General features: G+C 67.1%; 20 protein-coding genes. 17 read left to right on the forward strand and 3 right to left on the reverse strand.

Going from position 1 to position 25,928, the window contains the following annotated elements:
- Positions 1 to 134: 134 nt before the first annotated feature.
- Both NA11_RS12475 and NA11_RS12480 read left to right on the forward strand, forming a co-directional pair.
- Complete coding sequence (locus tag NA11_RS12475; protein WP_069162011.1) at positions 135 to 1,025, forward strand: hypothetical protein; 891 nt, start codon at positions 135 to 137, stop codon at positions 1,023 to 1,025.
- A gap of 130 nt (positions 1,026 to 1,155) precedes the next feature.
- Complete coding sequence (locus NA11_RS12480; protein WP_069162012.1) at positions 1,156 to 1,995, forward strand: Cof-type HAD-IIB family hydrolase; 840 nt, start codon at positions 1,156 to 1,158, stop codon at positions 1,993 to 1,995.
- Positions 1,996 to 2,073: 78 nt separating this feature from the next.
- Here NA11_RS12480 and NA11_RS46600 read toward each other — a convergent pair whose 3' ends face one another.
- The gene (locus NA11_RS46600; RefSeq protein WP_069162013.1) at positions 2,074 to 5,037 is read right to left on the reverse strand and encodes an N-acetylmuramoyl-L-alanine amidase; all 2,964 of its coding nucleotides are present in this window, start codon (positions 5,035 to 5,037) and stop codon (positions 2,074 to 2,076) included.
- 205 nt (positions 5,038 to 5,242) lie between these two features.
- On the opposite strand from NA11_RS46600, the gene NA11_RS12490 reads away from it, so the two are divergent.
- Entirely contained in the window at positions 5,243 to 6,838 is a 1,596-nt protein-coding gene (locus NA11_RS12490; protein ID WP_084654571.1) for a SpoIID/LytB domain-containing protein, read from the forward strand.
- A 91-nt stretch (positions 6,839 to 6,929) separates the two neighbouring features.
- Here the strand turns inward: NA11_RS12490 and NA11_RS12495 are convergent, their stop codons facing one another.
- Positions 6,930 to 7,430 carry a MarR family winged helix-turn-helix transcriptional regulator gene (locus NA11_RS12495; RefSeq protein WP_069162014.1) on the reverse strand — a complete coding sequence of 167 codons (501 nt, stop codon included), beginning with the start codon at positions 7,428 to 7,430 and terminating at the stop codon, positions 6,930 to 6,932.
- A 108-nt stretch (positions 7,431 to 7,538) separates the two neighbouring features.
- On the opposite strand from NA11_RS12495, the gene NA11_RS12500 reads away from it, so the two are divergent.
- From NA11_RS12500 to NA11_RS12510, 3 genes are all read left to right on the forward strand, one after another.
- On the forward strand, positions 7,539 to 8,543 hold the full coding sequence (locus NA11_RS12500) for an EamA family transporter (protein WP_084654555.1): 1,005 nt from the start codon (positions 7,539 to 7,541) through the stop codon (positions 8,541 to 8,543).
- 85 nt (positions 8,544 to 8,628) lie between these two features.
- A complete protein-coding gene (locus NA11_RS12505) occupies positions 8,629 to 9,387 on the forward strand; it encodes a MerR family transcriptional regulator (RefSeq protein ID WP_069162015.1) in 759 nt (252 codons plus the stop codon).
- A gap of 94 nt (positions 9,388 to 9,481) precedes the next feature.
- On the forward strand, positions 9,482 to 10,036 hold the full coding sequence (locus NA11_RS12510; protein WP_069162016.1) for an alpha/beta hydrolase family protein: 555 nt from the start codon (positions 9,482 to 9,484) through the stop codon (positions 10,034 to 10,036).
- Positions 10,037 to 10,065: 29 nt separating this feature from the next.
- On the opposite strand, the gene NA11_RS12515 is transcribed toward NA11_RS12510, so the two are convergent.
- Positions 10,066 to 10,713: a TetR/AcrR family transcriptional regulator gene (locus tag NA11_RS12515; protein ID WP_069162017.1), complete on the reverse strand. Its 648-nt coding sequence runs from the start codon at positions 10,711 to 10,713 to the stop codon at positions 10,066 to 10,068.
- A gap of 105 nt (positions 10,714 to 10,818) precedes the next feature.
- Here NA11_RS12515 and NA11_RS12520 point away from each other — a divergent pair, with 105 nt between their 5' ends.
- From NA11_RS12520 to NA11_RS12570, 11 genes are all read left to right on the forward strand, one after another.
- Positions 10,819 to 11,541, forward strand: a complete 723-nt coding sequence (locus NA11_RS12520; RefSeq protein WP_069162018.1) for an SDR family NAD(P)-dependent oxidoreductase — start codon at positions 10,819 to 10,821, stop codon at positions 11,539 to 11,541.
- Positions 11,542 to 11,717: 176 nt separating this feature from the next.
- Positions 11,718 to 12,947 carry a UDP-galactopyranose mutase gene (gene glf, locus NA11_RS12525; protein WP_069162019.1) on the forward strand — a complete coding sequence of 410 codons (1,230 nt, stop codon included), beginning with the start codon at positions 11,718 to 11,720 and terminating at the stop codon, positions 12,945 to 12,947.
- On the forward strand, positions 12,944 to 14,884 hold the full coding sequence (locus NA11_RS12530; RefSeq protein WP_069162020.1) for a glycosyltransferase: 1,941 nt from the start codon (positions 12,944 to 12,946) through the stop codon (positions 14,882 to 14,884). The genes glf and NA11_RS12530 overlap by 4 nt, the downstream gene beginning before the upstream one ends.
- A 35-nt stretch (positions 14,885 to 14,919) precedes the next feature.
- A complete protein-coding gene (locus NA11_RS12535) occupies positions 14,920 to 15,504 on the forward strand; it encodes a phosphatase PAP2 family protein (RefSeq protein ID WP_245745851.1) in 585 nt (194 codons plus the stop codon).
- Between the two features lies 1 nt (position 15,505).
- A complete protein-coding gene (locus NA11_RS12540; protein ID WP_069162021.1) occupies positions 15,506 to 16,432 on the forward strand; it encodes a decaprenyl-phosphate phosphoribosyltransferase in 927 nt (308 codons plus the stop codon).
- A 4-nt stretch (positions 16,433 to 16,436) separates the two neighbouring features.
- Entirely contained in the window at positions 16,437 to 18,389 is a 1,953-nt protein-coding gene (locus NA11_RS12545; protein WP_084654557.1) for an arabinofuranosyltransferase AftB family protein, read from the forward strand.
- Between the two features lie 226 nt (positions 18,390 to 18,615).
- Positions 18,616 to 19,695, forward strand: a complete 1,080-nt coding sequence (locus NA11_RS12550; protein ID WP_069162023.1) for an alpha/beta hydrolase — start codon at positions 18,616 to 18,618, stop codon at positions 19,693 to 19,695.
- 320 nt (positions 19,696 to 20,015) lie between these two features.
- A complete protein-coding gene (locus NA11_RS12555) occupies positions 20,016 to 21,077 on the forward strand; it encodes an alpha/beta hydrolase (RefSeq protein WP_069162024.1) in 1,062 nt (353 codons plus the stop codon).
- 334 nt (positions 21,078 to 21,411) lie between these two features.
- Positions 21,412 to 22,446 carry an alpha/beta hydrolase gene (locus NA11_RS12560; RefSeq protein WP_084654573.1) on the forward strand — a complete coding sequence of 345 codons (1,035 nt, stop codon included), beginning with the start codon at positions 21,412 to 21,414 and terminating at the stop codon, positions 22,444 to 22,446.
- Positions 22,447 to 22,872: 426 nt separating this feature from the next.
- Complete coding sequence (locus tag NA11_RS12565; protein WP_069162025.1) at positions 22,873 to 23,880, forward strand: alpha/beta hydrolase; 1,008 nt, start codon at positions 22,873 to 22,875, stop codon at positions 23,878 to 23,880.
- A gap of 206 nt (positions 23,881 to 24,086) precedes the next feature.
- A complete protein-coding gene (locus tag NA11_RS12570; protein WP_069162026.1) occupies positions 24,087 to 25,883 on the forward strand; it encodes an alpha/beta hydrolase-fold protein in 1,797 nt (598 codons plus the stop codon).
- The last annotated feature ends 45 nt before the right edge of the window (positions 25,884 to 25,928 follow it).

The raw sequence follows: 25,928 nt of genomic DNA on the forward strand, positions 1-25,928 counted from the left end.
GGATGGACCAGCGTCGAGTATTAGCCCCTGATCATAAGGACGTAAACCCGGTCGCGCGTGGCACGCGGCGTTCGGGCATGTCCATTATTCTGTCGGCACGGGAGCGCGCGGTTCGACGCGCGGGAGGGGACGTCGTGAGTAATCCGCAATATCCGGGTGGGTACACCCCATATCCGGCAAATCCGGTCGGCGGGTCGGCGCCGTCGGGCGCCACCGCGATCACCGCCGGAGTACTCGCCGGCGTCGGCGCCGTCAGCCAATTGTTCGGCGGCGCACTCAATATGGTCATCGGTATCGTCGACTTCGAGAGTCTGATCGGTGAGTACGACACCAGCGGGTTGTTAGGGCAGAGCTGGTTTCGGACCTGGGCCGTCGTGAGCGGCGTTGTCGGCGTGGTGACGGGGGTGCTGCTCGGCGTCGGCACGATCGCGTTGTTCAAACGGAAGCAGTTCGGGCGAATGCTCATCGTGGTCGGCTGTGCCGTGGCGATCATGGTGGGGATCGCCGGATTCGCGATCAATCAGTCCGTCGACAGTTCGTGGAACAGCACGCTCATCAATGGTGGCAGCGGACTGTTCTCGCTCATCTTCCCCATCGCGACCGCGATCTTGCTGCTGGTGCCTGCGACGAGCCGCTGGCTGGCCCACGTGCCCGGCGCGACGGCACAGTACGGCCCGTACCCACCGCAGGCCGCGCAGTTCCCGTCGCAGCCTGGTCCGTACGGTGTGCCGCCGACCGGCCAGCAGCCCGGTGCCGCGGTGCCCGACGGTCAGAACGCCTGGCAGCAGCCGTCCGGGCCGCAAGCGTGGGGCGTGCCCGTTGCGCCGGAGAACGCCTGGTCGCAACCACCTACACCGACCGAGCAAGCTCCGTGGCAGGCGTCGGCCGTTCCGCCGGCCGCGGGCCGGCCTGCCGACGCGGGACCTACCCAAGTGGCGCCATGGCAGCAGACGCCCGGGGTGCAACCGGCAGCGCCCACTCCCGCCGACCGGAACGGCGAGTCCACCTGGAAACCCGCGCCATAGGCACGGACACGCCGCCCTCGCTCGGCGTGCCCTCGGACGACACGATCCGGCATCGGTCGCAGGCCCGACATAACGCCAAGGCCACCTTCCTGGCGATACGCCGGGCACGACGGGATGGTTGTCGTGCAGGATGGAATGGGTGACCCTCCTGCACCTGCCCAAGCCGAAGATGGTGGCCACCGATGTCGACGGCACCCTCATCGATCACGACGAGCGGGTCACCGCGCGCACCAAGGCCGCGGTCGACGCGCTGATCGGCGACGGTGTGCCGTTCGTGCTCGCCACCGGACGCCCGCCCCGCTGGATTGATCCGGTCGTCAACGGACTCGGCTACGCGCCGCTGTGCGTGTGCGGCAACGGGGCGGTGATCTACGACAGTGCCACCGACCGGGTGCTGGCCAGCATGACGTTGGACGTGGCGACGCTGTCCTCGCTCGCGGACATCGCCGAGAAGGCGCTGCCGGGGTGCGGTCTCGCGGCCGAACGGGTCGGGGCGAGCGCGCACGACGCGGTCACCCCGCAGTTCGTCAGCTCACCGCTCTACGAGCACGCCTGGCTGAACCCGGACGACACCTCGGTCGCCAGGCACGAGGTCATCGACGCGCCAGCCATCAAGATGCTGATCCGACTACCCGGCGCGCGCAGCTCCGACATGCGCACCGTGCTCGCCCCGCTGATCGGCGAGCGCGCCGACATCACCTACTCCACCGAGCACGGGCTGATCGAACTGTCCGCGCCCGGCGTCACCAAGGCCTCCGGCCTCGCGCTGGTCGCCCAACGCCTCGGCGTCGAGCCGACCAACATCGTCGCGTTCGGCGACATGCCCAACGACGTCCCGATGCTCACCATGGCAGGCCACGGTGTCGCGATGGCCAACGCGCACCCCGAAGCCATCGCGGCCGCCGACGAGGTGGCCCAATCCAACTCCGAGGACGGTGTCGCCCGCGTCCTCGAGCGCTGGTGGGTCTGAGCGCGCCGTAAACGAACTCGGAGCTCGCGGCCGGTGACGTGGTCACGGGCGGCGAGCTCCGAGGAGAGCGGACCGGGTTCAGCCCGCGGGAGCGGGCGTCCGGGCAGGAGCGAATACTTCTGCTTGAGAAGGGATCTGGAGAGGGGCCTGGGCAGCGGCAGGTGCTTCGGCGGGCGCCGAGGACTCGGTCGGTGCTGGTGTCACCGCGGGTGCTTGGACCTCCGCGGGTACTGGAGCCTCTGCGGGGACCGGCGCACTGCGCGCCACTTCCTGCTGGTAGGTGTCGTTGTAGGTCTTCCAGACCGTGGTGACGATGCCGGTCATCTGGTTGAGGATCAGTGAACCGTTCTGGAAGTCCGAGCGCAGCCCGTTCGGGATGGTGTAGGCGTTGCTCGTCGGCAGGCCGAGCACACCTGCGTCGCCGCCGAGCTGCAGGAAGCGGTCGAGGATCGCACCGAGCACCTCGATGATCTGGCCGTCATGCGCCGTGTACACGTAGCCGTTGGCGAACCTGGCGTACTGCTGGCCGTGCGCGGCAGGCTGCGGCTCGGACTGTACGGCGCCGAGTGGTCCACGGGCCCCGCCCTTGTCGACCCAGTGCTTGGCGATCGGATTCTGATCCACCATGTCGAACAGCTTCTTGGCCAGCGCGGCCAACTGGGTGAGATCGGGCTTGGGCCGCTGCGGCGCAGCCTGCGGTGGCGTGGCCTGCGGTGCCGAGGGCGTGGTCCCGGTGCTCTGGTCGCTTGGCGGGCCGGCGCGGTAATCGCTTGGCGCGGGGGTGAATCCGCCGGTGGCGCCCGCGGCGATCGACCGGATCCGGTCCATCATGCCGTAGAGGGCGTCGCCGGGGCAGCTGGTGTTGCCGACGTCGCGGTGCGCGAACACGATCGGCAAATTCACTGCCTGGCCCAAGGCGTAGGAGGTGTACTCCGTGCCTTCGGAGTACATGGTGGTGTACCCGATCGGGTCGAGGTGGGCGATCCTGGACCGCCAGCCGATGAAATTGCCGATGGCGTCGATGGATTCGGCGGTCGGCGATTCCGATTCGTAGTTGCCCATCAGTGCGACACCAGCGGTGTTCTCGTTGAACCCGCCCGCGTGCGCGCCCTGCACCGCGCGGTCGAGTCCGCCGAAGCGGCCCTCGAAGACCTGGCCGTACTTGTCGACCAGTGCGTTGTAGCCGATGTCGCACCAGCCCAACGTTTGTGCGTGATAGGTGTAGATCGCGCGGACGATGCCCGCGGATTCTTCCTTCGAGTAGTCGTTGCGTCCCGCGGTGTGGTGCACCGTGATGCCGCCGAGGCCGTCGCCGCCGGGGCCGTCGTCGTAGGTGGGCCCATCGCAGCGAATGCTCTCGTCGGCGCCCCATCCCTCACGGCTGATGAAGGTGGGACCACCGCCGGGCAGCGGCGCGGCGACCTTGTGCAGCGCGCCGTCGATGGCGCCGCGACCCGGATCGATGAGGACCGCGGTCAGGTCGATGCCGGACATCTGCGCCGGATCGTCGGAGCGCGGCACCAACGGTGCGGCGTCGGTGGCCTCGGGTGCCGTTGCGGCGGCAGGCTTGCGGGTCGTCAGCAGCTGCACCGCGTTGGTGGTGCCGACATAGATCGGTTCGGTGCCGGTCTTGCCGCCGGGCGCGGTGCGATCGGTGCGGCGGGTGTCCACCGGTTCGGTGCTGAACCACGGACCCCAGCTGCCGTTGGACTGCCGGGCGCGGACCATCGTCTTGGTGTCCGCCAGATTCGCCGCGGTCACCGCGACCACGCTGAACGGTGTGTCCCTGGAGAGTTCTTTGACCTGCGCGCCGACCTGGTCGACCAGGTTCGGCGGCACCGCACCCGGCGCAAGCGCGGGGGTATCCGGTGTGGTGCCCGGCTCGAGCCTGCTCGGGTCGGCGACGAACATCGCGCCGGGTGTTGACTCGGCGGGCTGTCCGGAAACCGTTGCCGGAGTTTGGCTTTGGCCCGCGTTGTCCGCCGGGATGCCCGGCGTCGGAACGTTCGGCGCTGGTGCACCGGCAGGTGCCTGTCCGGGGATCGGTTGTACAGGTGCGGTGTTTTGGGCCGGTGCGGCGGCCTGCTCAGGCGTCGCGGCCTGTCCCGGGATGGCGTTCGGTGCCGGTGCGGCCTGACCAGGAACAGCAGGCTGTCCCGGTTCCGCGGCTTGGCCAGGGAACGCGCTCTGGCCCGGCGTAACTGCCTGTCCGGGGAATGAGCCTTGTCCTGGTGAGGTGGGTGCCGTGGCCTGTCCAGGGGCGGCGTTCGGCGCAGGTGCGACTGCTTGTCCGGGGACGGCGCCCGGAATTGGCGCGGCAGCTTGGCCGGGGAATGTGGTCTGTCCCGGTGCGGCGGCTTGGCCGGGGAACGTGGCCTGTCCCGGTGCGGCGGCTTGGCCGGGGAACGTGGCCTGTCCCGGTGCGGTGGCTTGTCCTGGGATCGCGTTCGGTGCAGGTGCGGTGGCCTGTCCGGGGAAGGTGGTCTGTCCCGGAGTGGCGGCTTGTCCGGGGAACGTGGCCTGCCCTGGGGTGGTGGCTTGGCCGGGGTAGGTGGCCTGGCCTGGTGTGTTGGCTTGCCCTGGCACGGTGGCCTGTCCAGGGAAGGGAGTCCGACTCTGTCCGGGAGTGGCGTTCGATCCAGGTGTGGGGAGCTGACCTGGCGCGCTCTGCTGGCCGGGAGTCGGGGAATTCAGCCGGGGTAAGGGGATTTCGTTGGGTAGCTCGATGCCAGGCGGTAGGGGTAGGCCGTCCGGAATCGGGATGGATGCGGGCAGCGGCAGCATCCGCAGATCGGACAGGTGCAGGTCAGGCAGGTCGAGCCCGGTGAGTTCGCGCAGCGGGAGCACGATGTCGGGCGCTGCGTTCAGCACGACCTCGGCGAGCTGAGCGGGGACGGCGGCCAGCTCGGTGCCGGTGGTCGAGCGATAGTCGGGCGAGTCGCTCATTGTCAGCACCGCGAGCGGGGCCGCTACCGCCAGCGTGGTGACAACCGGGAGCACGTAGGAACGTTTCGGTTTGCGGTACGGCACGAGCTTCTCCATTCAGGTCGAACCAGTGAATCGCCAGCGAATCAGGGTTGCTTCCTGATGTATCAACGATCACAATAGTCACAACTGTCACAAATCTAAACCTCTGGTTGAGGATTATGTGATTGCTCGAATGTAGCTCTCGGAATGCGGCCGGATGGAACGACATGCCGACAGGTATCGAATCCGCCCGGCCCCGGAAAACCGTGGGAGTGAACGGATGCGACGTCACACAGCACCGGACTTGCAGAGCACGGGGGGAGCACGACTGCGGGTGAGTTTCGCCCGCAGCACACCACGAACACGAAGCGGTCGACTACAACCCGCACTACCTGGGCGTTCCCTGCTCGCCACCGGTAGTGCGGCAGTACTGGTCGGCACCGTGCTCGTGCTGTGGGCATGGCCTGCGGAGACGCTGTATCGCACCGTGGCAGGTCCCGGCCACGGCAGGGGGATGAGTCAGCTCGGTGCATTCGCGAATGCGCAAGAGGGATGGACCGCCGAACGCATCTTGGCGCACTACTATCCCGGCGCGAAATTCAGCACCGTCCCGGCAACTACCGTCGGAATACGGCTCACCACTCAGGACGATTCCACGCTCGACACTTATGCCGACGCAGGCTTGCGTGTCGCCGGTCAGGAATTCGGCGGCGGACAGGCCGCGCATCTCACCCCGCTACCCAACGGCGGCGCCAACGTGGTGGTGACGGTCGGCTGCGACGGCGCCGTGGTGTGGCAGGGGGACACCGCAGACCCGTGGGTGTATCCGATCGACCCGGGCCCGGCCCGCCCCGCCGCCGAACACCTGACCCTGTGCGGCGGCACCGGCTATCGCGGCGCGCTCGGCGTGGCCACGGAGAACGGGCTGGCGCGCACCGTCAACCGGGTCGACGTTGAGGACTATCTGCTCGGCGTCGTCCCGGCCGAGGTGCAGGCCAACTGGGCGGACAAGGGTGCGGCCGAGGCATTGCGCGCGCAGGCGATCGCCGCACGGTCGTATGTCCTTGCCGAGCAGCGGTATCCGTACGCGCAGACCTGTGACACCACCGACTGTCAGGTGTATCCCGGCACGGTCAAGGAGGATCCGCGCACGGCCGCCGCCATCGCCGCCACCGCGGGCACCGTGCTGTTGCGCGACGGCCGGATCCTGCGCACCGAGTACTCCTCGGCGCCCGACGGCGGCGAGCCTGCCGACATCTACGCCTTCGACGTCGGCCCCGCCGTGCCCGAAACACCAAACGCGCCAACGGATCCGCGCAGGCAGACCGCTGTCGCGGACTCGCCGATCGACATCGAATACCGGCGCATCGGCGGTGCCGCCAGCGCGGTCGGCCAGCCGATCGGCCCCGAGATGGTGCTCCCGGAAAACGCGGGCACCTATCGCATGTTCACCAACGGCGTCATCATCGACACGGAAACCCTCGGCGCACAGGTCGTCGACTTCACCACGCTGATGCAGATGGTCCCCGACCCCGCTGCCGCACCCTCCGGCGCCACCCCGCCGCCCGCGGCCTCGGTCGCGCCCGGCGCCACCGCCGCCCCGACCACCGCTTCCACCCCAACGCCACGCCCAACCCCGAACCACCCGAATCCTTCGGGTACGCCGACGGGCGCGGCACCCGAAGGTGTTCCGACTGGTCCGCTGCCGGAGGCCGCGCCGCCTGGTGCTCTGCCGGGCAACGCTCCGAAAGATGTTGCGCCGGCGGGTGTTGCGCCGGACAGTGCTCCTACGGACGTTGCGCCAGAGGGCGTTGCGCCAGAGGCAGCGCCGCCGGGAGTCGTTTCGGAAAGTGCACCAGCTGGCGTCGTGCCGTAGTCGCCGACTGGTGCTGTGTCGGATCTTCTCCGACAGGCGTTGTGCCCCAGTAGGTTCCGATGGATGTCGCGCAATCCGCGGCGACCGGCGGCTAGTCGGGTACGCCGTCGCCGAGTGATTCGGCGAGGGTCCGGAGCAGGCCCGCGAGTTGTTCGCGCGCGGGCAGGTCCAGTGCGGCGAGGATGCGTTGCTCGTTGTCCATGTGCTTGGGCAGCACGTCGTCGATCATCTTGCGGCCCTCCGGGGTGAGTCGGACCCGGATCACCCTGCGGTCTTCGGGGCACGGCAGGCGCTCGACCCAGTTCTTCGCCACCAGCCGGTCGATGCGGTTGGTGATCGCGCCCGAGGTCACCATGGCGACCTTGATCAACGCGCCTGCGGTCAGTCCTTCGTCGCCGCCCGATCTGCGGAGCGTGGCGAGCACGTCGAACTCCCAGAACTCCATGCCGAACTCGCTGAAGAACCGCTTCAGCTCCTGTTCGAACAGTCGCGACAGCCGCTGGACTCGGCCGATCACCGCCATCGGCGACACATCGACATCGGGTCGCTCCCGATTCCAGTGCTGGGTGAACAGGTCAACCGCATCCGCCACGGACCTCTCCTCTCCACTTTAAGAATCTTAACATTCATCTACTTGACGCTGAGGGTCTTGAGCGGGTAGATATTTCAACGTTGAGATTATCAATGAGGAGCGAACGACATGACCACAAGCACCATCCCGCGGACCGGAAATTCGTACGCGGGCACCCTGGCGCTCACCGCCCTCACACCGATCGTCTGGGGTTCCACCTACGCCGTCACCACCGAATTCCTGCCGCCGGACCGCCCGCTGTTCACCGCGCTGATGCGCGCACTGCCCGCAGGTCTCGCGCTCCTGGCCATCACCAGGATGCTGCCGCACGGCCGCTGGATCGGACGCGCCGCAGTGCTCGGCGTCCTCAATATCGGCGCCTTCTTCCCGCTGCTTTTCCTCGCCGCATACCGGCTGCCCGGCGGCGTGGCAGGCGTCCTCGGCGCGGTCGCGCCGATGTTCGCGCTCGCCTTCGCCACCGTGCTGCTCGCCGAAAAGCCCAACGGCCGCAAGGTGATTGCCGGACTCATCGGCGTCTTCGGCGTCGCACTCGTTGTGCTGCGCGGCACCGCGCAACTCGACACCGTCGGCGTGATCGCCGGACTGCTCGGCGCCGCCTCGATGGCGGCGGGCACCGTGCTCACGCAGCGCTGGGGACGGCCGGACGGCGTCGGACCGCTCGCGCTGACCGGCTGGCAGCTCACTGCGGGTGGGCTCTTCATCCTCCCGTTGGCGCTGCTCATCGAGGGCGCACCGCCCGCGATGGACGGCAGGGCTGTCGGTGGCTACCTCTACATCGGCGTCATCGGCACCGCGCTGGCCTACTGGCTCTGGGTGCGTGGCATCTCGAAGGTGCCTGCCACCTCGGTTGCCTTCCTCGGCCTGCTGAGCCCGGTGTCGGCCGCGGTGATCGGGTGGATCGCGCTCGGCCAGGCACTCACCCCGCTGCAGATCACCGGTTTGGCCATCGCACTCGGCGGCACGTTGCTCGGCCAGCTGGCGGGTCGGCCCAAGACCGGAACGCCGACGCCGATCCCGGTCGCGCCTGCCAAGCCGGCCACCGTCGCCGCGTCGACCGTGACCGTCACCCCGATCTCGATCGCCGCTGAACCGGTCTTGGCGGCAGCCCGCTGAGCTGCCCATAATTGAGGTTGACCTTGACGCTACGTCAACTTGCATGCTGGTAGCACCGACAAGAGGAGAGGGGAGGACGACGGTCATGGGCACCCAGGAATGGTCCATCCAGGACCTGGCCAAGGCGGCCGGAACCACCAGCCGCACGCTGCGCCACTACGGCCAGCTCGGGCTGTTGACGCCGAGCCGGATCGGCGCCAACGGGTACCGCTACTACGACCAGAACTCCCTGGTGCGGTTGCAACGCATCCTGCTCCTGCGCGAACTCGGCCTCGGCCTTCCGGTCATCGCCGACGTTCTCGCAGGCGAACAGGATCCCGCCGCCGCACTGCGCACGCACCTGGAACTGCTTCGGCAGGAACAGGATCGGATCCGGCGCCAAATCGAGTCGGTGCACTCCACGCTGCACAAGACGGAACGAGGTGAACAACTCATGGCAGCAGAGGTTTTCGACGGTTTCGACCACACTCAGTACAAGGATGAGGTGATCGAACGCTGGGGCAAGGACGCCTACGAAAGCGGCGACAAGTGGTGGAACTCGATGAGCGATGCGGACAAGCAGGCGTTCATGCAGACCCACCTGGACATCGCCGCCGACTACGGCAAGGCACACGCCGCCGGGCTCGCGCCCGACAACGCGCAGGTGCAGGCCGTTGTCCAGCGGCACAGGGACTGGCTCGGCGTCGGCTGGCAGAACCGCGCCGTGGTGAAGGAGGCCTTCATCGGCCTCGGCGAAATGTACGCCGCCGACCCGCGTTTCGCGGCCAACTACGACGTGCACGGGGCAGGCACCGCGGAGTTCGTCCGTGACGCCATGAAGGTCTACGCCGAAGCCGCGCTCTAGCTCACCCAACCCGGCCGGCCGGTCCGCATACTGATGCGGACCGGCCGACCGTTCTACTATCACCACGCCACCATCGACGGGGAGGACGTACGACATGACCACCGAAGGTGCCCTCACGACGCGCCCGTCGACCTCGAACGAGCTGATCCCCGGCCTCACCATCGCGCTCGCCGGGCTCACCGCGCTGTGCAATCTGTGGGGCGCCAAGGTCATCCTGGAGTTGTTCGGCGATCGAAAGCCGCACGTCGACAGCTCACTCGTGCTGTTCGCCGGCCTCGGCGCCCTCCTCGCCGCAGTGGCCATCGGCTACGGCGTCTTCCTGATGTCGCGCCGGGACGAAGCGGGCCGCTACACCGTCGTCATCGCCTCCGGCGTCCTGTCGGTGTTCGGCATGGCTGCCCTCGTCTGCGCCCTCACCGGCTACCACCCCGACTACGCCATCGACTGGTACCCCGCCGAAGGCCCCGTCGCCGATCCCTTGCTCGCCGTCTTCACCGGCCTCGTCGGCAGCGTCTCCGCGCTGGTCCACCGCGCCTGGATCCCCAGCTTGACCAGCCTCGTCCTCCCGCTCGCCGTCTTCCTCCTCGCCTCATCCCGCCCCACCGCGACCTGGATCGCCCAGCCTCGCTGGACATCTCGGCGTTATTGACGCTTTCCCGTACCTCCGCCCGCGTGGGGCTATGACCGTCTTTCTGTGTGTGGCTGGCGCAGGGATTCCATCAGCTGTTCGTCGGTCAGCGGGGGAACCGGGAGGGGGTGGGCGGCGTCCGCGCGCAGACCGTCGAGGGTGAGGGCGAGGTGGCGGCGCCACGCGGTCGGGGCGGTGGTGGCCGTTGCTTCGAGGATTCTGGTGTGGGACCAGGTGATGAAGGCGATGTCCTCGAGGACCCAGTCGGCCCGAAGGGCGCCGGATTGCTGTGCGCGGGTGATGATTTGGCGCATCATGGTGTGTCCGGTCGCCTGGGCTGCCGCGATGGCGGTGCTCGGCGCGGCGCGGACGGCCAGCCCGCCGATGAGGCGGTCGGCGGCCTGGAGTTCGCAGATCTTTTCCACCAGGTAGACGAACGCCTCCCAGGGATCGGGGATTGCGAGCGCTTCCTCGGCGATGCGCCCGCCCGCTTCGATGCGGTCTTCGACGGCGGCGGCGATGAGGTCGTCGCGGGTGGGGAATCGGTTGTAGAGGGTGCCGATCGCGACACCTGCGCGGGCGGCGATGTCCTTGAGCGGGGCGTCGAGACCGCGTTCCTCGAAGACCGCACGAGCCGCGCTCACGATCGCGTCGCGGTTGCGACGGGCGTCGCTGCGTAGCGGCTTGTCCACGGGCATCCGCAGATCCTACAAATTCGAGCGCAGATTTATGTTGAGCCCTGGTTCAAGTTAATGCTACGGTCGACGCTAACTTGAACAAGGGCTCAACTTAACGAGGTAGTCATGTCGAAGATCATTGCGATATTCGGATTCGGACCGGGACTCGGCATGGGAACCGCACGACGGTTCGGCAGGGAAGGCTTCCGGGTGGCGGTGCTCGGGCGGAATCCCGACAAGGCACGGCGGCACGCGGCCGACCTCACCGCCGAGGGCATCGAGGCCGCCGCCTTTCCCGCGGACGTCACGGACGAGAAGCAGGTCAACGCGGTGGTCGCGCAAATCGAAGCGATACTCGGGCCGATCGACGTCGCAATGCACGGGGCAGCGGCCGACATGGCCGACCGCAGCCAGGCCACGCTCGACGTCGACCAGGCCGCGCTGCGTATCCCGCTGGCGCTGAAGCTCTACTCGCCGATCCTGATGACCCGTGCGCTGGCACCCGCGATGGTCGAACGCGGCGCGGGCGCGCTGCTGTTCTCGTCGGGAGCATCCGACCGCACCCCGATGCCCTACCTGTCCAACTTCGGCGTCGCACTCGCCGCCCAGCGTGGCTACCTGCACCAGCTGGCCGCCGAACTGCGCGACACCGGCGTCTACATCGGCCTGCTCAATGTCGGCGCGCTGATCGGCAACAGCAAGGCCGAGCAGATCGTCGACGAACATCCGGAGTTGGTGCCCGCAGGCCTCGAGCTCACCCGCGTCGGCAATGACGAACTCGGCGAGCTCTATTGGCGGATGTACACCGAGCGCCTCGACCTCGAGGTCGAGGTCGGCTTCCCGAGCTGAGTGGAGACCGCGCCGGGTCCGCAGGATGCTTTGCCAACATTCGGCAAAGTTCTGGTGGCCAAACGACGCATATCGCCCAGCTAGAAGCGCTGAAATGGGTCTTGGGCAGCGTGCACAACCACACACCTCGCGACTCCGCCGGGGCCGGGCGCAGACTTCCGATACTCTGGGCTCCCGTGACCGTCGCATCGTCCCCGGGTAACTCCGCCAACTCCACCGCACAGTTCGATTTGATTGTTGTCGGCTCCGGCTTCTTCGGGTTGACCATCGCCGAACGCGCCGCCAGCCAGCTGGGCAAACGCGTGCTGGTGATCGATCGTCGCTACCACATGGGCGGCAACGCCTATTCGGAACCGGATCCGGATACCGGGATCGAGATCCACAAGTACGGTGCGCACCTGTTCCACACCTCGAACAAGCGCGTGTGGGACTACGTCACCCAGTTCACCGAGTTCACCGGTTACCGGCACCACGTCTACGCGTACCACAAGGGCCAGGCCTACCAGTTCCCGATGGGCCTCGGCCTGATCTCGCAGTTCTTCGGCCGCTACTTCACGCCGGAGGAGGCCCGCAAGCTCATCGCGGAGCAGGCCGCCGAGTTCGAGACGAAGGACGCGCAGAACCTCGAGGAGAAGGCGATCTCGCTGATCGGCCGCCCGCTCTACGAGGCGTTCATCCGCGACTACACCGCCAAGCAGTGGCAGACCGACCCGAAGGAACTGCCCGCGGGCAACATCACCCGCCTGCCGGTGCGCTACACCTTCGACAACCGCTACTTCAACGACACCTACGAGGGCCTGCCCAAAGAGGGCTACACGAAGTGGCTGGAGAACATGGCCGCCTCGGAGCTCATCGAGGTCAGGGTCAACACCGACTGGTTCGAGGTGCGTGACGAGCTGCGCGCGGCCAACCCGGACGCCCCGGTCGTCTACACCGGCCCGCTCGACCGCTACTTCGATTACCAAGAGGGCGAACTCGGCTGGCGCACCATCGATTTCGAGACCGAGGTGCTCGAGACCGGCGACTTCCAGGGCACCTCGGTGATGAACTACAACGACGCGGACGTGCCGTACACCCGCATCATCGAGCCGCGCCACTTCCACCCTGAGCGGGACTACCCGGCCGACAAGACGGTCATCATGCGCGAGTTCTCCCGGTTCGCGCAGACCGGCGACGAGCCGTACTACCCGATCAACACGCCGGAGGACCGTGCCAAGCTCACCGCGTACCGGGCACTCGCCAAGAAGGAAACCGCAACGGAGAAGGTCCTTTTCGGTGGCCGTCTCGGCACGTACCAGTACTTGGACATGCACATGGCGATCGGTAGCGCGCTGAGCATGTTCGACAATGTGCTGCGGCCGCACCTGGAGACGGGTGCCCCCCTTGTCGACGAAAGTGCAGAATGACCTCCCAGCCCCTTTTGGAAGACATGACCACCGAGACTCGCGCGACATCGCTGCTGCAGCGGATCATCCTGCCCCGGCCGGGTGAACCGCTCGACGTGCGCACCCTCTACGTCGAGGAATCCAAGACCAACGCCAAGCGCGCGCACGCCGCCACCCGCACCTCGCTGTCGATCGGCGCGGAGTCCGAGGTGTCGTTCTGCACCTACTTCAACGCGCTGCCCGCGAGCTACTGGCGCCGCTGGAGCATCCTGCCCTCGGTGGTGCTTCGTCTGGAGCTGGCTGGCCACGGCCGGGTGGACGTGTACCGCTCGAAGGCGGATGGTTCGCGAATCCACGTGCAGGGCAAGGAATTCGCCGTCGCGCCTGGCACCGAGTCGGTGCACGTCGAGTTCGAGACCGATCTGGGCCCGTTCGAGGACGGCGGCTGGATCTGGTTCGACATCACCACCGACACGGCGGTCACGCTGCTGGCGGGCGGCTGGTACGCGCCGATCGAGGCGCCGGACGAGGGCAGCATCGCGGTCGGCATGCCGACCTTCAACCGGCCGACGGATCTGGTGAAAACCCTTGCCGCGCTTGGCTCCGACCCGCTGGTGCTGGCGAAGATCGCCGCGGTGATCGTCGCCGACCAGGGCAACCGCAAGGTGGTCGACGAGCCGGGCTTCGCCGAGGCCGCCGCGCCGCTCGGCGACCGGCTGTCCATCCACAACCAGCCCAACCTCGGCGGCTCCGGCGGCTACAGCCGGGTGATGTACGAGGCGCTGAAGACGACCGACGCCCAGTACATCGTCTACATGGACGACGACATCGAGATCGAGCCGGACTCGATCCTGCGCGCGCTGGCCTTCGCCCGCTTCGCCAAGAAGCCGATGCTGGTCGGCGGGCAGATGCTCAACCTGCAGGAGCGCTCGCACCTGCACAGCATGGGCGAGGTCGTCGACCGCGGCGTCTTCATGTGGACCTCGGCACCGAATGTCGAGTACGACCACGACTTTTCGAAGTATCCGCTGAAGGACCGCGACAACTCCAAGCTGCTGCACCGGCGCATCGACGTCGACTTCAACGGCTGGTGGACCTGCGTGATCCCGCGCCGGGTCGCCGAGGAGATCGGTCAGCCGCTGCCGCTGTTCCTGAAGTGGGACGACGTCGAGTACGGCCTGCGGGCGCGCGACCACGGCTACAACACGGTCACCCTGCCCGGTGCCGCGGTGTGGCACATGGCGTGGAGCGACAAGGACGACGCCATCGACTGGCAGGCGTACTTCCACCTGCGCAACCGGCTGGTCGTCGCGTCGCTGCACCTGCCTGGCAACGGCAGGGGCATGGTGGTCAACACCATCAAGGCGACGCTGAAACACCTGCTCTGCCTGGAGTATTCGACGGTCGCCATCCAGAACCTGGCGATCCGCGACTTCCTGGCTGGTCCGGAGCGACTGTTCCAGCTGCTGCCGAGCGCTCTCGGCGCCGTGCACGCGCTGCGCAAGCAGTACCCGGACGCGGTGATCCTGCCGTCGTCCACCGAGCTGCCGCTGGCCAGCCACCTCGAGGTGGGCGCGGTGGGTGAGCCTGCCAACCCGATCGCCAAGGTGGTTCGGCTGGCCAAGGGCGTTGTGCACAACCTGCGCCCGGCGCACACCCAGCATTACGAGACCCCGCAGCTGAATGTGCCGACGCTGGACGCGCGGTGGTTCTTGCTGTCGCAGGTCGACGGGGTTACCGTCACCACCGCCGACGGGCGCGGGGTGGTCTACCGCAAGCGGGACCCGCGCCAGGCCCTCGGCCTGTTCAAGGAAGCGATGCGCCTGCGCAAGGAGCTGGCCGCGCGCTTCCCCGAAATGCAGCAGCGTTACCGCGCCGCCCACCCGCAGCTGACCAGCACCGCGGCCTGGGAGAATGCCTTCGGCATCGGCGCCGACACGAAGGGTGAGAAGTCGTGAGTTTGGGCGCAGCGGACAACACCGCCGTGAACCCGATGCAGAGCACGAACGGCCACGGCGGACCGGTGTCCGCCGTGCCGTCGGCGGGCCAGACGCCGCCCGAGGTGCAGATCATCAACGCGGTGCAGTCGAGGATCGCCACTCCCGAGGTGATCAAGGCCGCCCGCGGCATGTCGCATTTCGGCGAGCACGCGCTCGGCTGGGTCGGCATCGCCGCGGCGGGCTGGCTCGTCGACAAGCCACGCCGCAGGCAGTGGGCCGGCGTCGCGGTCGGCGCGGTCGGCGCGCACGCCGCATCGATCGTGATCAAGCGGATCGTCCGCAGACCCCGCCCGAACGACCCGTCGGTGCAGGTCAATGTGTCGACGCCGAGCAAGCTGAGCTTCCCGTCGTCGCACGCCACCTCGACCACCGCGGCGGCCGTGTTGCTCGGCAGATTGACCGGGCTACCCTTGCCTGCGGTGCTCGTGCCGCCGATGCTGCTTTCCCGAGTTGTGCTCGGGGTGCATTATCCCTCCGATGTGCTCGCGGGTTCCGCGCTCGGCGCCGCCTCCGCGGCCGCTGTGCTCGCCGCTGAAAAGAGACTCGATGACCGCCGCACAAGAAAGAGCCTCCGCTGAGATGAGTGAAGAGCCGACCGGGACCGACCTAGCCGAAGGGGTCGTCAAGGGCCCACCGAAGACGTTGGCCGGTGGGCTGTTCAAGGCTGTCCGGCCGCGGCAGTGGATCAAGAACGTCTTGGTGCTCGCCGCACCGGTGGCCGCGGCCTCGGTCAACGAGCTGGACGTACTGACCTCCGTCGGCATCGCGTTCGTGGTGTTCTGCATGGCGGCCTCCGGCATCTACCTGGTCAACGACGCGCTTGACGTGGAGGCCGACCGGGCGCACCCGACCAAGCGGTACCGGCCGATCGCGGCCGGTGTCGTGCCGGTGAACCTGGCCTACCTGCTCGCCGTCCTGCTGCTCGCCGGATCGATCGCCGGATCGTTCCTCGCCTCCTGGCATCTGGCGGTCGTGATCGCGGTCTACATCGGCATCCAGCTGGCCTACTGCTTCGGTCTCAAGCACCAGGCGGTGCTGGACATCTGCATCGTGTCCTCCGGCTTCCTGCTGCGTGCCGTCGCCGGTGGCGCGGCCGCGGATATCGCTCCGTCGCAATGGTTCCTGCTCGTCATGGCGTTCGGTTCGCTGTTCATGGCGGCGGGCAAGCGCTACGCCGAACTGCAGATCGCGCTCGGCACCGGCGCCAAGATCCGCAAGTCGCTCGAGTACTACACGCCGACCTATCTGCGCTTCATCTGGACGCTCGCGGCGACCGCCGTCGTGGTGTTCTACGGGCTGTGGGCCTTCCAGCAGGACAGCCTGAAAGACACCAATTGGTACGCCATCTCTATGATTCCGTTTACCATCGCAATTCTGCGTTACGCGGTCGACGTCGATGGCGGCGAGGCCGGTGAACCCGAAGAGATCGCGCTGGGGGATCGTGTCCTCCAGTTCCTCGCAATTGCCTGGATCGGAGCGGTAGGTGTCGCTGTCTATCTCACCTGACGAGATGTTGGTAGCGGGAGTGGAGCGAACGGAATACGCGAACGAGGGGCCGGCTGCACAGCCGGCCCGCTCGGCGTTGCGGTTCGCCCGGCTATCCAAAGCCACGTTCGTCGGTGGGATCGTCCTCACCGTCGTCCTTTTCGCCGTCGGCGGCTGGCAGCGCCGCTGGATCGCCGACGACGGCCTCATCGTGCTGCGCACGGTGCGAAACCTGCTGGCAGGCAACGGCCCCGTCTTCAACGAGGGCGAGCGGGTCGAGACCAACACCAGCACCGCGTGGACCTACCTCGTCTGGTTCTTCAGCTGGCTGACCCAGGCGCGGCTGGAGTACGTGGTGCTCGGTGTCGCGCTGACGGCGTCGCTGGCCGCGGTGGTGTTCGCCATGCTCGGCGCGTCCCGGCTGTGGGGCGGCACCCGTGCCACGCTGCTGCTGCCTGCCGGTGTGCTCGTCTACATCGCGATCCCGCCCGCCCGTGACTACGTCACCTCCGGCTTGGAGAGCGGGCTGGTGATCTGCTGGCTCGGCCTGCTGTGGTGGCTGCTGATGCGGTGGGCCGTTACGGATCGGGTGCGCGTGCCTGCGCTGCTCGGCCTGGTTTTCCTCGCCGGCCTGGCTCCGCTGATTCGTCCCGAGATGACGCTGGTCGGCGGCCTCGCCTTGCTGATGATCGTCATCGCGCCGATGCCGGAGTCCCGGCTGCGCCCGATCGTGTTGCGCGGCTTGATCATTGCTGTCGCGGGCCTGGTGCCGATGGGCTATCAGGTCTGGCGGATGGGCTACTACGGCCTGCCCTATCCGAACACCGCGGTCGCCAAGGACGCGGGCGGCGCCAAGTGGGGACAGGGTTTCACCTACCTCTGGGATCTGGTCGGCCCGTACTACCTGTGGGTGCCGTTGCTCGTGCTGCTCGCCGGGGGCGTCGTCGCGGCACGGGCCAAGTCCGCCGAGGCCGATCCGGCCGGGCGGCACGCCGCCCCCGAATCAGCACGTCGCTGGAACGCGCGCCTGGTGCGCGAGTGGCTGCGCTCGCCCGCCGCGGTGGTCACGCTGGTGCTGGTGAGCGGTTTCCTGCTGACGCTCTACGCGCTGCGCGTCGGCGGCGACTTCATGCACGGCCGGATGCTGCTTCCGCAGTTGTTCCTGCTGCTGCTCCCGGTCGCGGTGGTGCCGATCCGGTTGCCGCAGGGCGGACTTCGCGCGGCGAGCGCCGCCGACTTGTCCTTCGTGGTGATCGCGTTCGCGCTGCTCGGCACAGCGGGCTGGGCCTTGTTCGCCGCGGGCACCACGGCTATCAAGACCGGCACCAAGATCAGTTCGACCGGCATCGTCGACGAGCGCGTCTACTACGTCCTCAACACCGGCCACGATCATCCGATCCTGGCCGAGGACTACCTGGACTACCCGCGGATCCGGTCCATGGTCGACACCATCGCCGCGCATCCGGACGGTGGCCTGCTGCTGAACTCGCCGTCGTTCATGTTCTGGGACATGGGCTTTCCGCCGCAGCCGATCCCGGACGGCGGGGCAGGCCATACCGTTTACTTCCTCAACCTCGGCATGACGAGCATGAACGTTCCGCTCAACGTGCGCGTGATCGACCCGATGGGCCTGGCCTATCCGCTGGCCGCGCACACCGAGCGGCTCGTCGACGGCCGGATCGGGCACGACAAGAGCCTGTACTCGGACTGGGTCGTCGTCGACACCGGCATGGTGGACCAGCGCCCGTGGCTGCCCTGGTACATGGACCCCAAGTGGGTGGCGCAGGCGCGCACCGCGATGTCGTGCCCGGCCACCGAGGCGCTGCTGGTGTCCTACCGGGACCCGTTCACCTTCGAGCGTTTCCGGCACAACCTGCGCAATGCGCTGACGTTCGCCAAATACCGCATTGATCGAGTGCCCAAGTACGAGATCCAGCGGTGCGGCCTGGTAGATCCTTACCCACAACCGCCGCGCTGATCACAGCCTCGCCGGGCCCGGTGTTCGCACCGGGCCCGGCGTCTGTCTTTGGTCGGGTCACACAAAGGGGTGCTTGCTCGGCTGTCTCGGTTCGATAACGCCCGGCTAACGATGACACGCTAGGCTGCGAAAGTACGCCCGTCGTGACGTCCACTTGTTGGGGGGTAGCGGCGGGTCATCGTGAGACGGCCGCCTTGGCTGCCGCAGGAACGAGAGGTCGAAACTGATGCGAGGCGTGTTCGGGCGTCTGAATACTCGAAGAGCCGGATCGTGGTTCAAGCGTTCGGTGCTGGTGTCGATGGCGATTCTGCTACCGCTCGGGGTGTCGGTAACAGGTCCGGCAGGCCAGGCGTCGGCGGCGTTCAATCCCGACGGCTTCGATTTCTGGGTCGATTCCAGCATGGGCCCGATCAAGAACCGGGTCTTCCGTGCCGCGGACGGCAACACCAGGCGCGTGGTCTACGCGCTGGACGGCATGCGGGCGCGACCGGATCTGAGCGGCTGGGAAGTCGACACCGAGGTCGTGCGCGAGCTGACCAAATGGAACATGAACGTCGTGATGCCGGTGGGTGGGCCGTCGAGCTTCTACGCCGACTGGCTCGGGCCGAGCAATTTCTTCGGACTCGGCAGCTCAGGCAGTTCCGGTAGTGCCGGCTTGTCGTCCAGCGGTTCCGGCGATTCCGGGTCCGGCCTGCTTTCCGGTTCCGCGGGCCTCGGCAAGTCGAACACCTACAAGTGGGAGACCTTCCTCACCCAGGACCTGCGCTACGCGCTGCGAGATCGTTTGGGCTTCAACCCCAACGGCAACGCCGTGTTCGGCCTATCCATGGGCGGCAGTGCCGCGCTCACCCTCGCGGCCTACCATCCGGACCAGTTCCGTTATGCCGGTTCGTATTCCGGCTACCTGAACATCTCGGCGCCGGGTATGCGCGAGGCGTTGCGGGTGGCCATGCTGGATGCGGGCGGCTTCAATATCGACGCGATGGCGCCGCCGTGGGGCCCGCAGTGGCTGCGGATGGATCCGTTCGTGTTCGCACCGCGGCTGAAGGCCAACAACACTCGGCTGTGGGTGTCCGCGGGCAGTGCGCTGCCGAGCGCAAAGGACGGCCTGAGTTTCAACACCTTCAACGCGATGGGGCTCGAGGCGCTCGCGCTGGCCAATACCCGTGCGTTCCAGGTCCGCATGCTCTCGCTCGGCGCCAACAACGCCACCTACGACTTCCCGGCCGTCGGTGTGCACAACTGGACCTATTGGGCCGACGAGGTCTATCGGATGATCCCGGATATGTCCGCCAATATCGGGTGATTTCTCGGTAATCGCCAAGAGGCCGCCCGGTGTCCAACGCACCAGGCGGTCTCTTTTCATGTGTCCGTCGCGGTCTTTTCACATGTCGGTAGTCCAACTCGGGTTTGGTAACGAATGCAGAGGGTAGCGGCGCCATAGTTGTGGGTTGGGTCACTTTCCAGCAACATGGAAGCATCCGCTACCGATTCATACACGGAGAGCATGTACTGAGGTCGATTCGTCCGTTTTCGGCGGACGATGGCCTGCGGTGCCCGACATGGGGCTTGGTGGAGATCGCCAAATATTTGCCGCCCCGGCCGCCAGAGTGAAAGGTCGAGTTGATGCGAATTGCCCGCTGGAGACGTAGGCCCGGTACATCCGGAGCCACAGGTTCGTGGGTGAAGCGATCCGCATTAGGGATCGCTGTCGCGCTCCTGCTGCCTCTCGGGATCTCGGTAGTCGGCACCGGTGCCACCGCATCGGCGGGATTCGACCCTGCGGCGTTCGACTTCTGGGTCGACTCCGGCATGGGCCCGATCAAGACCCGTGTGCTCCGCGCCCGCGACGGCAACACCAATCGCGTGGTCTACGCGCTCGACGGCATGCGGGCGCCGGAGCACCTCAACGGCTGGGAGATCGAGACCAACGTGCCCGCGGCGCTCGCGGACGCGAACATCAACGTCGTCATGCCGGTCGGCGGCATGTCCAGCTTCTACGCCGACTGGAACGCGCCGAGCCAGCTGGCAGGCATCCCGGCGGGTACCGGTTCGGCCTCCGGTTCGGGTGCGCTGAACATCCTTGCCGCAGGACCGGGCAAGAGCTATCGGTACCAGTGGGAGACCTTCCTGACCAACAACCTGCGCTGGGCGCTGCGCGACCGGCTCGGGTTCAACCCGAATCGCAACGGCATCTTCGGCCTGTCCATGGGCGGCAGTGCGGCACTCACGCTGGCTGCCTATCACCCGGACCAGTTCAGCTTCGCAGGCTCGTACTCCGGTTACCTGAACATCTCCGCGCCCGGCATGCGTGAGGCGATCCGCATCGCGATGCTCGACGCGGGCGGCTACAACGTCGACTCGATGGCGCCGCCGTGGGGTCCGCAGTGGCTGCGGATGGATCCGTTCGTGTTCGCGCCCAACCTGGTGCGCAACGGCACTCGCCTGTGGATCGCGGCGGGCAGCGGCCTGCCGACGGCGACCGACGGGCCGAGCTTCAACACGCTGAACGGCATGGGCCTCGAAGCGTTGGCACTGGCGAACACGCGTGCATTCGAGGTCAGGATGGCGACGCTGGGCGGTGGCAACACCGTGTACTCCTACCCGGCGTTCGGCATCCACGCGTGGAACAATTGGACCGACGAGGCGTACCGGATGATCCCGGACATGTCCGCCAATATCGGCTGACCCTATCGCTGCGAACAGACCGCCCGGCGCGCACTGCGCCGGGCGGTCTGTCGTTGTCCGGGCTGGTCGGGGCATGGGTTGGTGAATGGCTGAGTGGTCGCTACCGATGCGCTCACGCGGCGGTGGACATTGCCCGCCTAAATAGCTGGCAAACTTCTAGCTTTCATTACGATCCGGCATCTCCATGCGTTTTGGTGGGGGCATCGCGCGAATACTGCCTATAGAAGAACGGTATTGCCGAGAACTTCGCGCATGGAAGCCATCGGTGCCCAGTGTCGATCTGCATGCACAACAGTTGCGGTCAACGACGATCGCACAGCGAAAGGTCGAATCGATGCGGTCAGGCGGAGTGCGCGGGATAGTTGCCAATGGTCGACTAGCGGGGTCGTGGCCCGGGCAGGGCCGCCGGTGGTTAACGCGTTCCGCATTAGGTCTCGTCCTCACGCTCGCGCTGCTATTCGGTGCCGCGCTCGGCGGTTTCGGCGCTCCCGCACAGGCCGGGTACAACCCGGCAGGCTTCGATTTCTGGGTCGACTCCAGCATGGGCCCGATCAAATCCAGGATCTTCCGCGCCGCGGACGGCAATACCCGCCGGGTGGTCTACGCGCTGGACGGACTACGGGCGCGCAACGACCTGAGCGGCTGGGAGATCGACACCGATATCTCCAGGGTGCTGCCGCAGTGGAACATCAATGTGGTGATGCCGATCGGCGGCCAGTCCAGCTTCTATACCGACTGGATCGCGCCGAGCAATACCAACGGCCAGGCCGCGCCCTACGCCTGGGAAACGTTCCTGACCAGCAACCTGCGCTGGGCGCTGCGCGACAGGCTCGGCTTCAACCCGCGCGGCAACGCGGTATTCGGCCTGTCGATGGGCGGCAGCGCCGCGCTGGCCTTGGCCGCGTACCACGCCGACCAGTTTCGTTACGCGGCTTCCTATTCCGGTTATCTGAATATTTCCGCGCCAGGCATGAAAGAGGGCCTGCGGCTGGCCATGCTCGACGCGGGCGGCTACAACATCGACGCGATGTGGGGTCCGCCATGGGATCCGCGCTGGTTGCGTAACGATCCGTTCATGTTCGCGCCACTGTTGCGCGCCAATGGAACTCGGCTGTGGATAGCCACCGGCAACGGCATCAACGGACCACGTGATGTGATCAACGCACCGATCGACGTCTATCACCTCGGCAACGCGATGGGGCTGGAAACGATCGCCCTCGCCAACACTCGTGCCTTTGAAGCCAGGATGAACAGCCTCGGGCCGAGTAATGCGGTCTTCGTCTACACACCTGTCGGCGTACACAGCTGGAGCTACTGGCAGGAGCAGGTTTTTCAGATGCTGCCCGATCTGAGCGCGAATTTAGGCTGAGTTGAATTCGTAGCGCCCACTGGCCCTTCCGGTTAAGCTCCGGTCGCTCTCCCGGCACAATGCTCGAGCCGGGGTGCTGACACTTCCGGCCATCAGGTGAAAATTTGGTGTTCCGACACGACAATCACCGGTGCGACGCGATAGGGTCACCGCACCATCACAGATTGCGTACGGGCGGATTTCGGCCACCTGGATGCCTCGGTCTTGCTAAGGCAACGGGCGTCGAATATCGTCCAGCGGGCGCGAGTGTGACCAGATCGTTGTAGCGCGATACAGGTACTGGAGTCGGGGTCCGGTGCGATGTGCCGCGTGTCTCGTTGGCAGCACAGGTGCAGCTCGGTCCCTCGGGATCGCGGACCGCACCACAACAGGCAGAAAAGCAGAAAGAGAGCAGGATTCATGCGTTTCGGCAGGGCGGCCGCGCCGATGAGAACCGAGTCGGGCCGGCGAGGCGCACCTCGTAGTTGGCGTCAGCGAATTCTGGCAGTCGGTGCCTCGGCACTGGCACTTCCGATTGCCGCCGGTGTGGCGGCCCCGATCGCCACCGCGGCTCCGGTGCACGCACCGGTATTGCGTGCTCCCGCAGGTGGACTCGAAGATCTGATGGTCCCGTCCAGCATGGGCCCGATCAAGGTCACAGTGCAGTGGGCATCGCGCGGCGGCAACGCGGCGCTCTACCTGCTCGACGGACTCCGGGCGCGGGACGACCGCAACGCCTGGTCGTTCGAGACGAACGCACTGCAGCAGTTCGCCGCCGACAACATCTCCCTGGTCATGCCGGTCGGCGGCCAGTCCAGCTTCTACACGGACTGGTACAAGCCGAGCAGCCTCAATGGCCAGAAGACCACGTACAAGTGGGAGACCTTCCTGACCAAGGAGCTCCCGACCTTCCTCGAGGGTTACGGCGTCTCCCGCACCAACAACGCGGTGGCCGGTCTGTCGATGGGCGGCAGTGCCGCGCTCGCGCTGGCCGCGTACCACCGGGACCAGTTCAAGTACGCCGCGTCCTACTCGGGCTACCTGAACGTCTCCGCCCCCGGCATGCGTGAGGCCATCCGCATCGCGATGCTGGACGCAGGCCGCTACGACGTGGACGCGATGGCGGCACCGTGGAGCCCGGCGTGGCTGCGGATGGACCCGTTCGTGTTCGCGCCGCAGCTCAAGGGTCTGCCGATGTACATCTCGGCGGCCAGCGGTCTGCCCGGCCAGTACGACAAGCCGAACTCCGCGATCGGCGTGTTCAACACCAGCAACGCGATGGCGCTCGAGGCGCTCTCGCTGGTCAACACCCGTGCGTTCCAGGCTCGCCTGAGCTCGCTCGGCATCCCGGCCAAGTTCGACTTCCCGGCCACCGGTACCCACTCGTGGAAGTACTGGGAGGGCGAGCTCTTCAAGTCCCGCAACGGAATCCTGGACGCCACCGGCGCCTGGTGATCTCTGACTGGCGCTCAGGCCGCACCCCGCCGGGGTGCGGCCTGAGTCGCGTTTCGGGACAGATGATTGCGCGTGTCGTCCCGGTAACCCGGCTCCCACCGGGGTAGAAAGCTCTTGTGGCAGGGATTCGGCGCGGCAGATGGGGGAGACGCGAGCGTCGCGGCGCGCGTCTGGTCGGCGGGCGTCTCGCCCTGGTCGCCACCGCCATGGTCATTCCGTTGGCCGCAGGCCTCGCCCCGGCCGCCGCGCAGCCTGCACCTGCGCCCGCCCCGGCCCCCGCGCCGGAGGCTGCCCCGGCGACCGTGCAGAAGGTGATCTGGCTGACCGACCGCCGGGTCGCGTTATGGATCAATTCGCCATCGATGGCCACCCCGATCCAGGTGCAGCTGCTGCTCGCCAGGGACTGGAATACGCGCCCCGACATGCGATTCCCGGTGCTGTATCTGCTCGACGGCCTACGCGCCACCGATGACGAGAGCGGCTGGACCAAAGACGCGGGCGCGGTTGATTTCTTCGCCGACAAGAACGTCACCGTCGTGCTGCCGATCGGCGGCCAGGCCAGCTTCTATTCCGACTGGCTACAGCCGAACAACGGCAAGAACTACAAGTGGGAAACCTTCCTCACCAAGGAGTTGCCGCCGCTGCTCGAGGGCCAGTGGCGGGCCACGGATGTGCGTGGCATGGAAGGCCTTTCGATGGGTGGCACGGCGGCCATGTTCCTGGCTGCCCGCAACCCCGGCTTCGCCAAGTACGCCGCGTCGTACTCGGGCTTCCTGACCACGACCACGATCGGCATGCCGCAGGCCATCCAGTACGCGATGCACGACGCGGGCGGCTTCGACGTCGGGGCGATGTGGGGTCCGCCGTCCGGCCCGGAATGGGCCGCACACGATCCGTACACGCTGGCCGAGAAGTTGAAGGGTGTCACCCTGTACGTCTCCAGCGGGAGCGGCGCGTCCGGTCCGTTCGATCAGGCGTCCGGTATCCCCGGGGTCAGCACCAACTATGCGGGCATGGGCCTGGAGATCCTGTCGCGGCTCACCTCGCAGAACTTCGTCACCAAGCTCGGCAAGCTGGCGATCCCCGCCCAGGTGAATTACCGCCCGTCCGGCACACATTCGTGGCCCTACTGGGATTTCGAGATGCGCCAGTCCTGGGTGCAGGCTGCGGCCGCGCTCGGCGTCGACCCCGGCGCGAGTGCCTGCACGGTCGGCGGTTCGATCGCTCCCGTCGCGACAGCGAACGGCTGGCTCGGCCCGTGCACGAGCCCGGAGTACCAGGTCGCCGGTGGTGTCGCTCAGGACTTCCGGTCCGGCCGGGTCTATTTCACGCCGGCCGGCGGCGCACATGCGGTCGGCGGCATGATCGGCGGCGGATATCAAGCGGCACAGGGTCCCAACGGCTCGCTCGGCTTGCCGATCGATGACGAACGTGCGCTGCCGGACGGCAAGGGACGACTGCAGACCTTCCAGCACGGCGCGCTCTACTGGACGCCGCAGACCGGCGCGCAAGCGGTACGCGGCGCGATCTTCGACGAGTGGGGCAAGCAGGGATTCGAGCGCGGCCCCGCGGGCTATCCCGTCGGACCCGAGATCAAGACGCCGAAACGCGACGGCGCCGTGCAGGCATTCGAGAACGGCCCCTTCTACTACAGCGCGAAGACCGGTGTGCGCCGGGTCGGCGGCCTGATTCTCGACAAGTACGCCCAAATGGGTTACGAGAACAGCTGGCTCGGCTTCCCCGCCGCCGAGGAGCAGCCGTTGAAGGACCTCGGCCGGTACAGCCGCTTCGAGGGCGGCAGTATCTATTGGAGTCCGCTGTCGGGCACCTGGGCCGTCAAGAACGGCGCGATCATGGACGCCTGGCAGGTGCTCGGCTACGAGAGCGGCAAGCTCGGCTATCCGATCAGCGACGAGTTCCCGGTCCCCGGCGGCATCCAGCAGAATTTCCAAACCGGCTACATCCTGGTTCGCGACGGTAAACCCGAAGTACACGGCCTGTGACCCCGCGCGATCGATCGGGATATGGCGCCCTGCGTAACCACCACG

It is taken from the genome of Nocardia altamirensis NBRC 108246 (assembly GCF_001612685.1).
Taxonomy (GTDB): domain Bacteria; phylum Actinomycetota; class Actinomycetes; order Mycobacteriales; family Mycobacteriaceae; genus Nocardia; species Nocardia altamirensis.

What these genes read in the sequence shown, in the direction of transcription:
- NA11_RS12480 (WP_069162012.1), top strand. Translation starts at nt 1,156, where the DNA reads ATGGAATGGGTGACCCTCCTGCACCTGCCCAAGCCGAAGATGGTGGCC.
- NA11_RS46600 (WP_069162013.1), bottom strand. Translation starts at nt 5,037, where the DNA reads ATGGAGAAGCTCGTGCCGTACCGCAAACCGAAACGTTCCTACGTGCTC.
- NA11_RS12490 (WP_084654571.1), top strand. Translation starts at nt 5,243, where the DNA reads ATGCGACGTCACACAGCACCGGACTTGCAGAGCACGGGGGGAGCACGA.
- NA11_RS12500 (WP_084654555.1), top strand. Translation starts at nt 7,539, where the DNA reads ATGACCACAAGCACCATCCCGCGGACCGGAAATTCGTACGCGGGCACC.
- NA11_RS12505 (WP_069162015.1), top strand. Translation starts at nt 8,629, where the DNA reads ATGGGCACCCAGGAATGGTCCATCCAGGACCTGGCCAAGGCGGCCGGA.
- NA11_RS12510 (WP_069162016.1), top strand. Translation starts at nt 9,482, where the DNA reads ATGACCACCGAAGGTGCCCTCACGACGCGCCCGTCGACCTCGAACGAG.
- NA11_RS12515 (WP_069162017.1), bottom strand. Translation starts at nt 10,713, where the DNA reads ATGCCCGTGGACAAGCCGCTACGCAGCGACGCCCGTCGCAACCGCGAC.
- NA11_RS12520 (WP_069162018.1), top strand. Translation starts at nt 10,819, where the DNA reads ATGTCGAAGATCATTGCGATATTCGGATTCGGACCGGGACTCGGCATG.
- NA11_RS12530 (WP_069162020.1), top strand. Translation starts at nt 12,944, where the DNA reads ATGACCTCCCAGCCCCTTTTGGAAGACATGACCACCGAGACTCGCGCG.
- NA11_RS12535 (WP_245745851.1), top strand. Translation starts at nt 14,920, where the DNA reads ATGCAGAGCACGAACGGCCACGGCGGACCGGTGTCCGCCGTGCCGTCG.
- NA11_RS12540 (WP_069162021.1), top strand. Translation starts at nt 15,506, where the DNA reads ATGAGTGAAGAGCCGACCGGGACCGACCTAGCCGAAGGGGTCGTCAAG.
- NA11_RS12545 (WP_084654557.1), top strand. Translation starts at nt 16,437, where the DNA reads ATGTTGGTAGCGGGAGTGGAGCGAACGGAATACGCGAACGAGGGGCCG.
- NA11_RS12550 (WP_069162023.1), top strand. Translation starts at nt 18,616, where the DNA reads ATGCGAGGCGTGTTCGGGCGTCTGAATACTCGAAGAGCCGGATCGTGG.
- NA11_RS12555 (WP_069162024.1), top strand. Translation starts at nt 20,016, where the DNA reads ATGCGAATTGCCCGCTGGAGACGTAGGCCCGGTACATCCGGAGCCACA.
- NA11_RS12560 (WP_084654573.1), top strand. Translation starts at nt 21,412, where the DNA reads ATGCGGTCAGGCGGAGTGCGCGGGATAGTTGCCAATGGTCGACTAGCG.
- NA11_RS12565 (WP_069162025.1), top strand. Translation starts at nt 22,873, where the DNA reads ATGAGAACCGAGTCGGGCCGGCGAGGCGCACCTCGTAGTTGGCGTCAG.
- NA11_RS12570 (WP_069162026.1), top strand. Translation starts at nt 24,087, where the DNA reads ATGGTCATTCCGTTGGCCGCAGGCCTCGCCCCGGCCGCCGCGCAGCCT.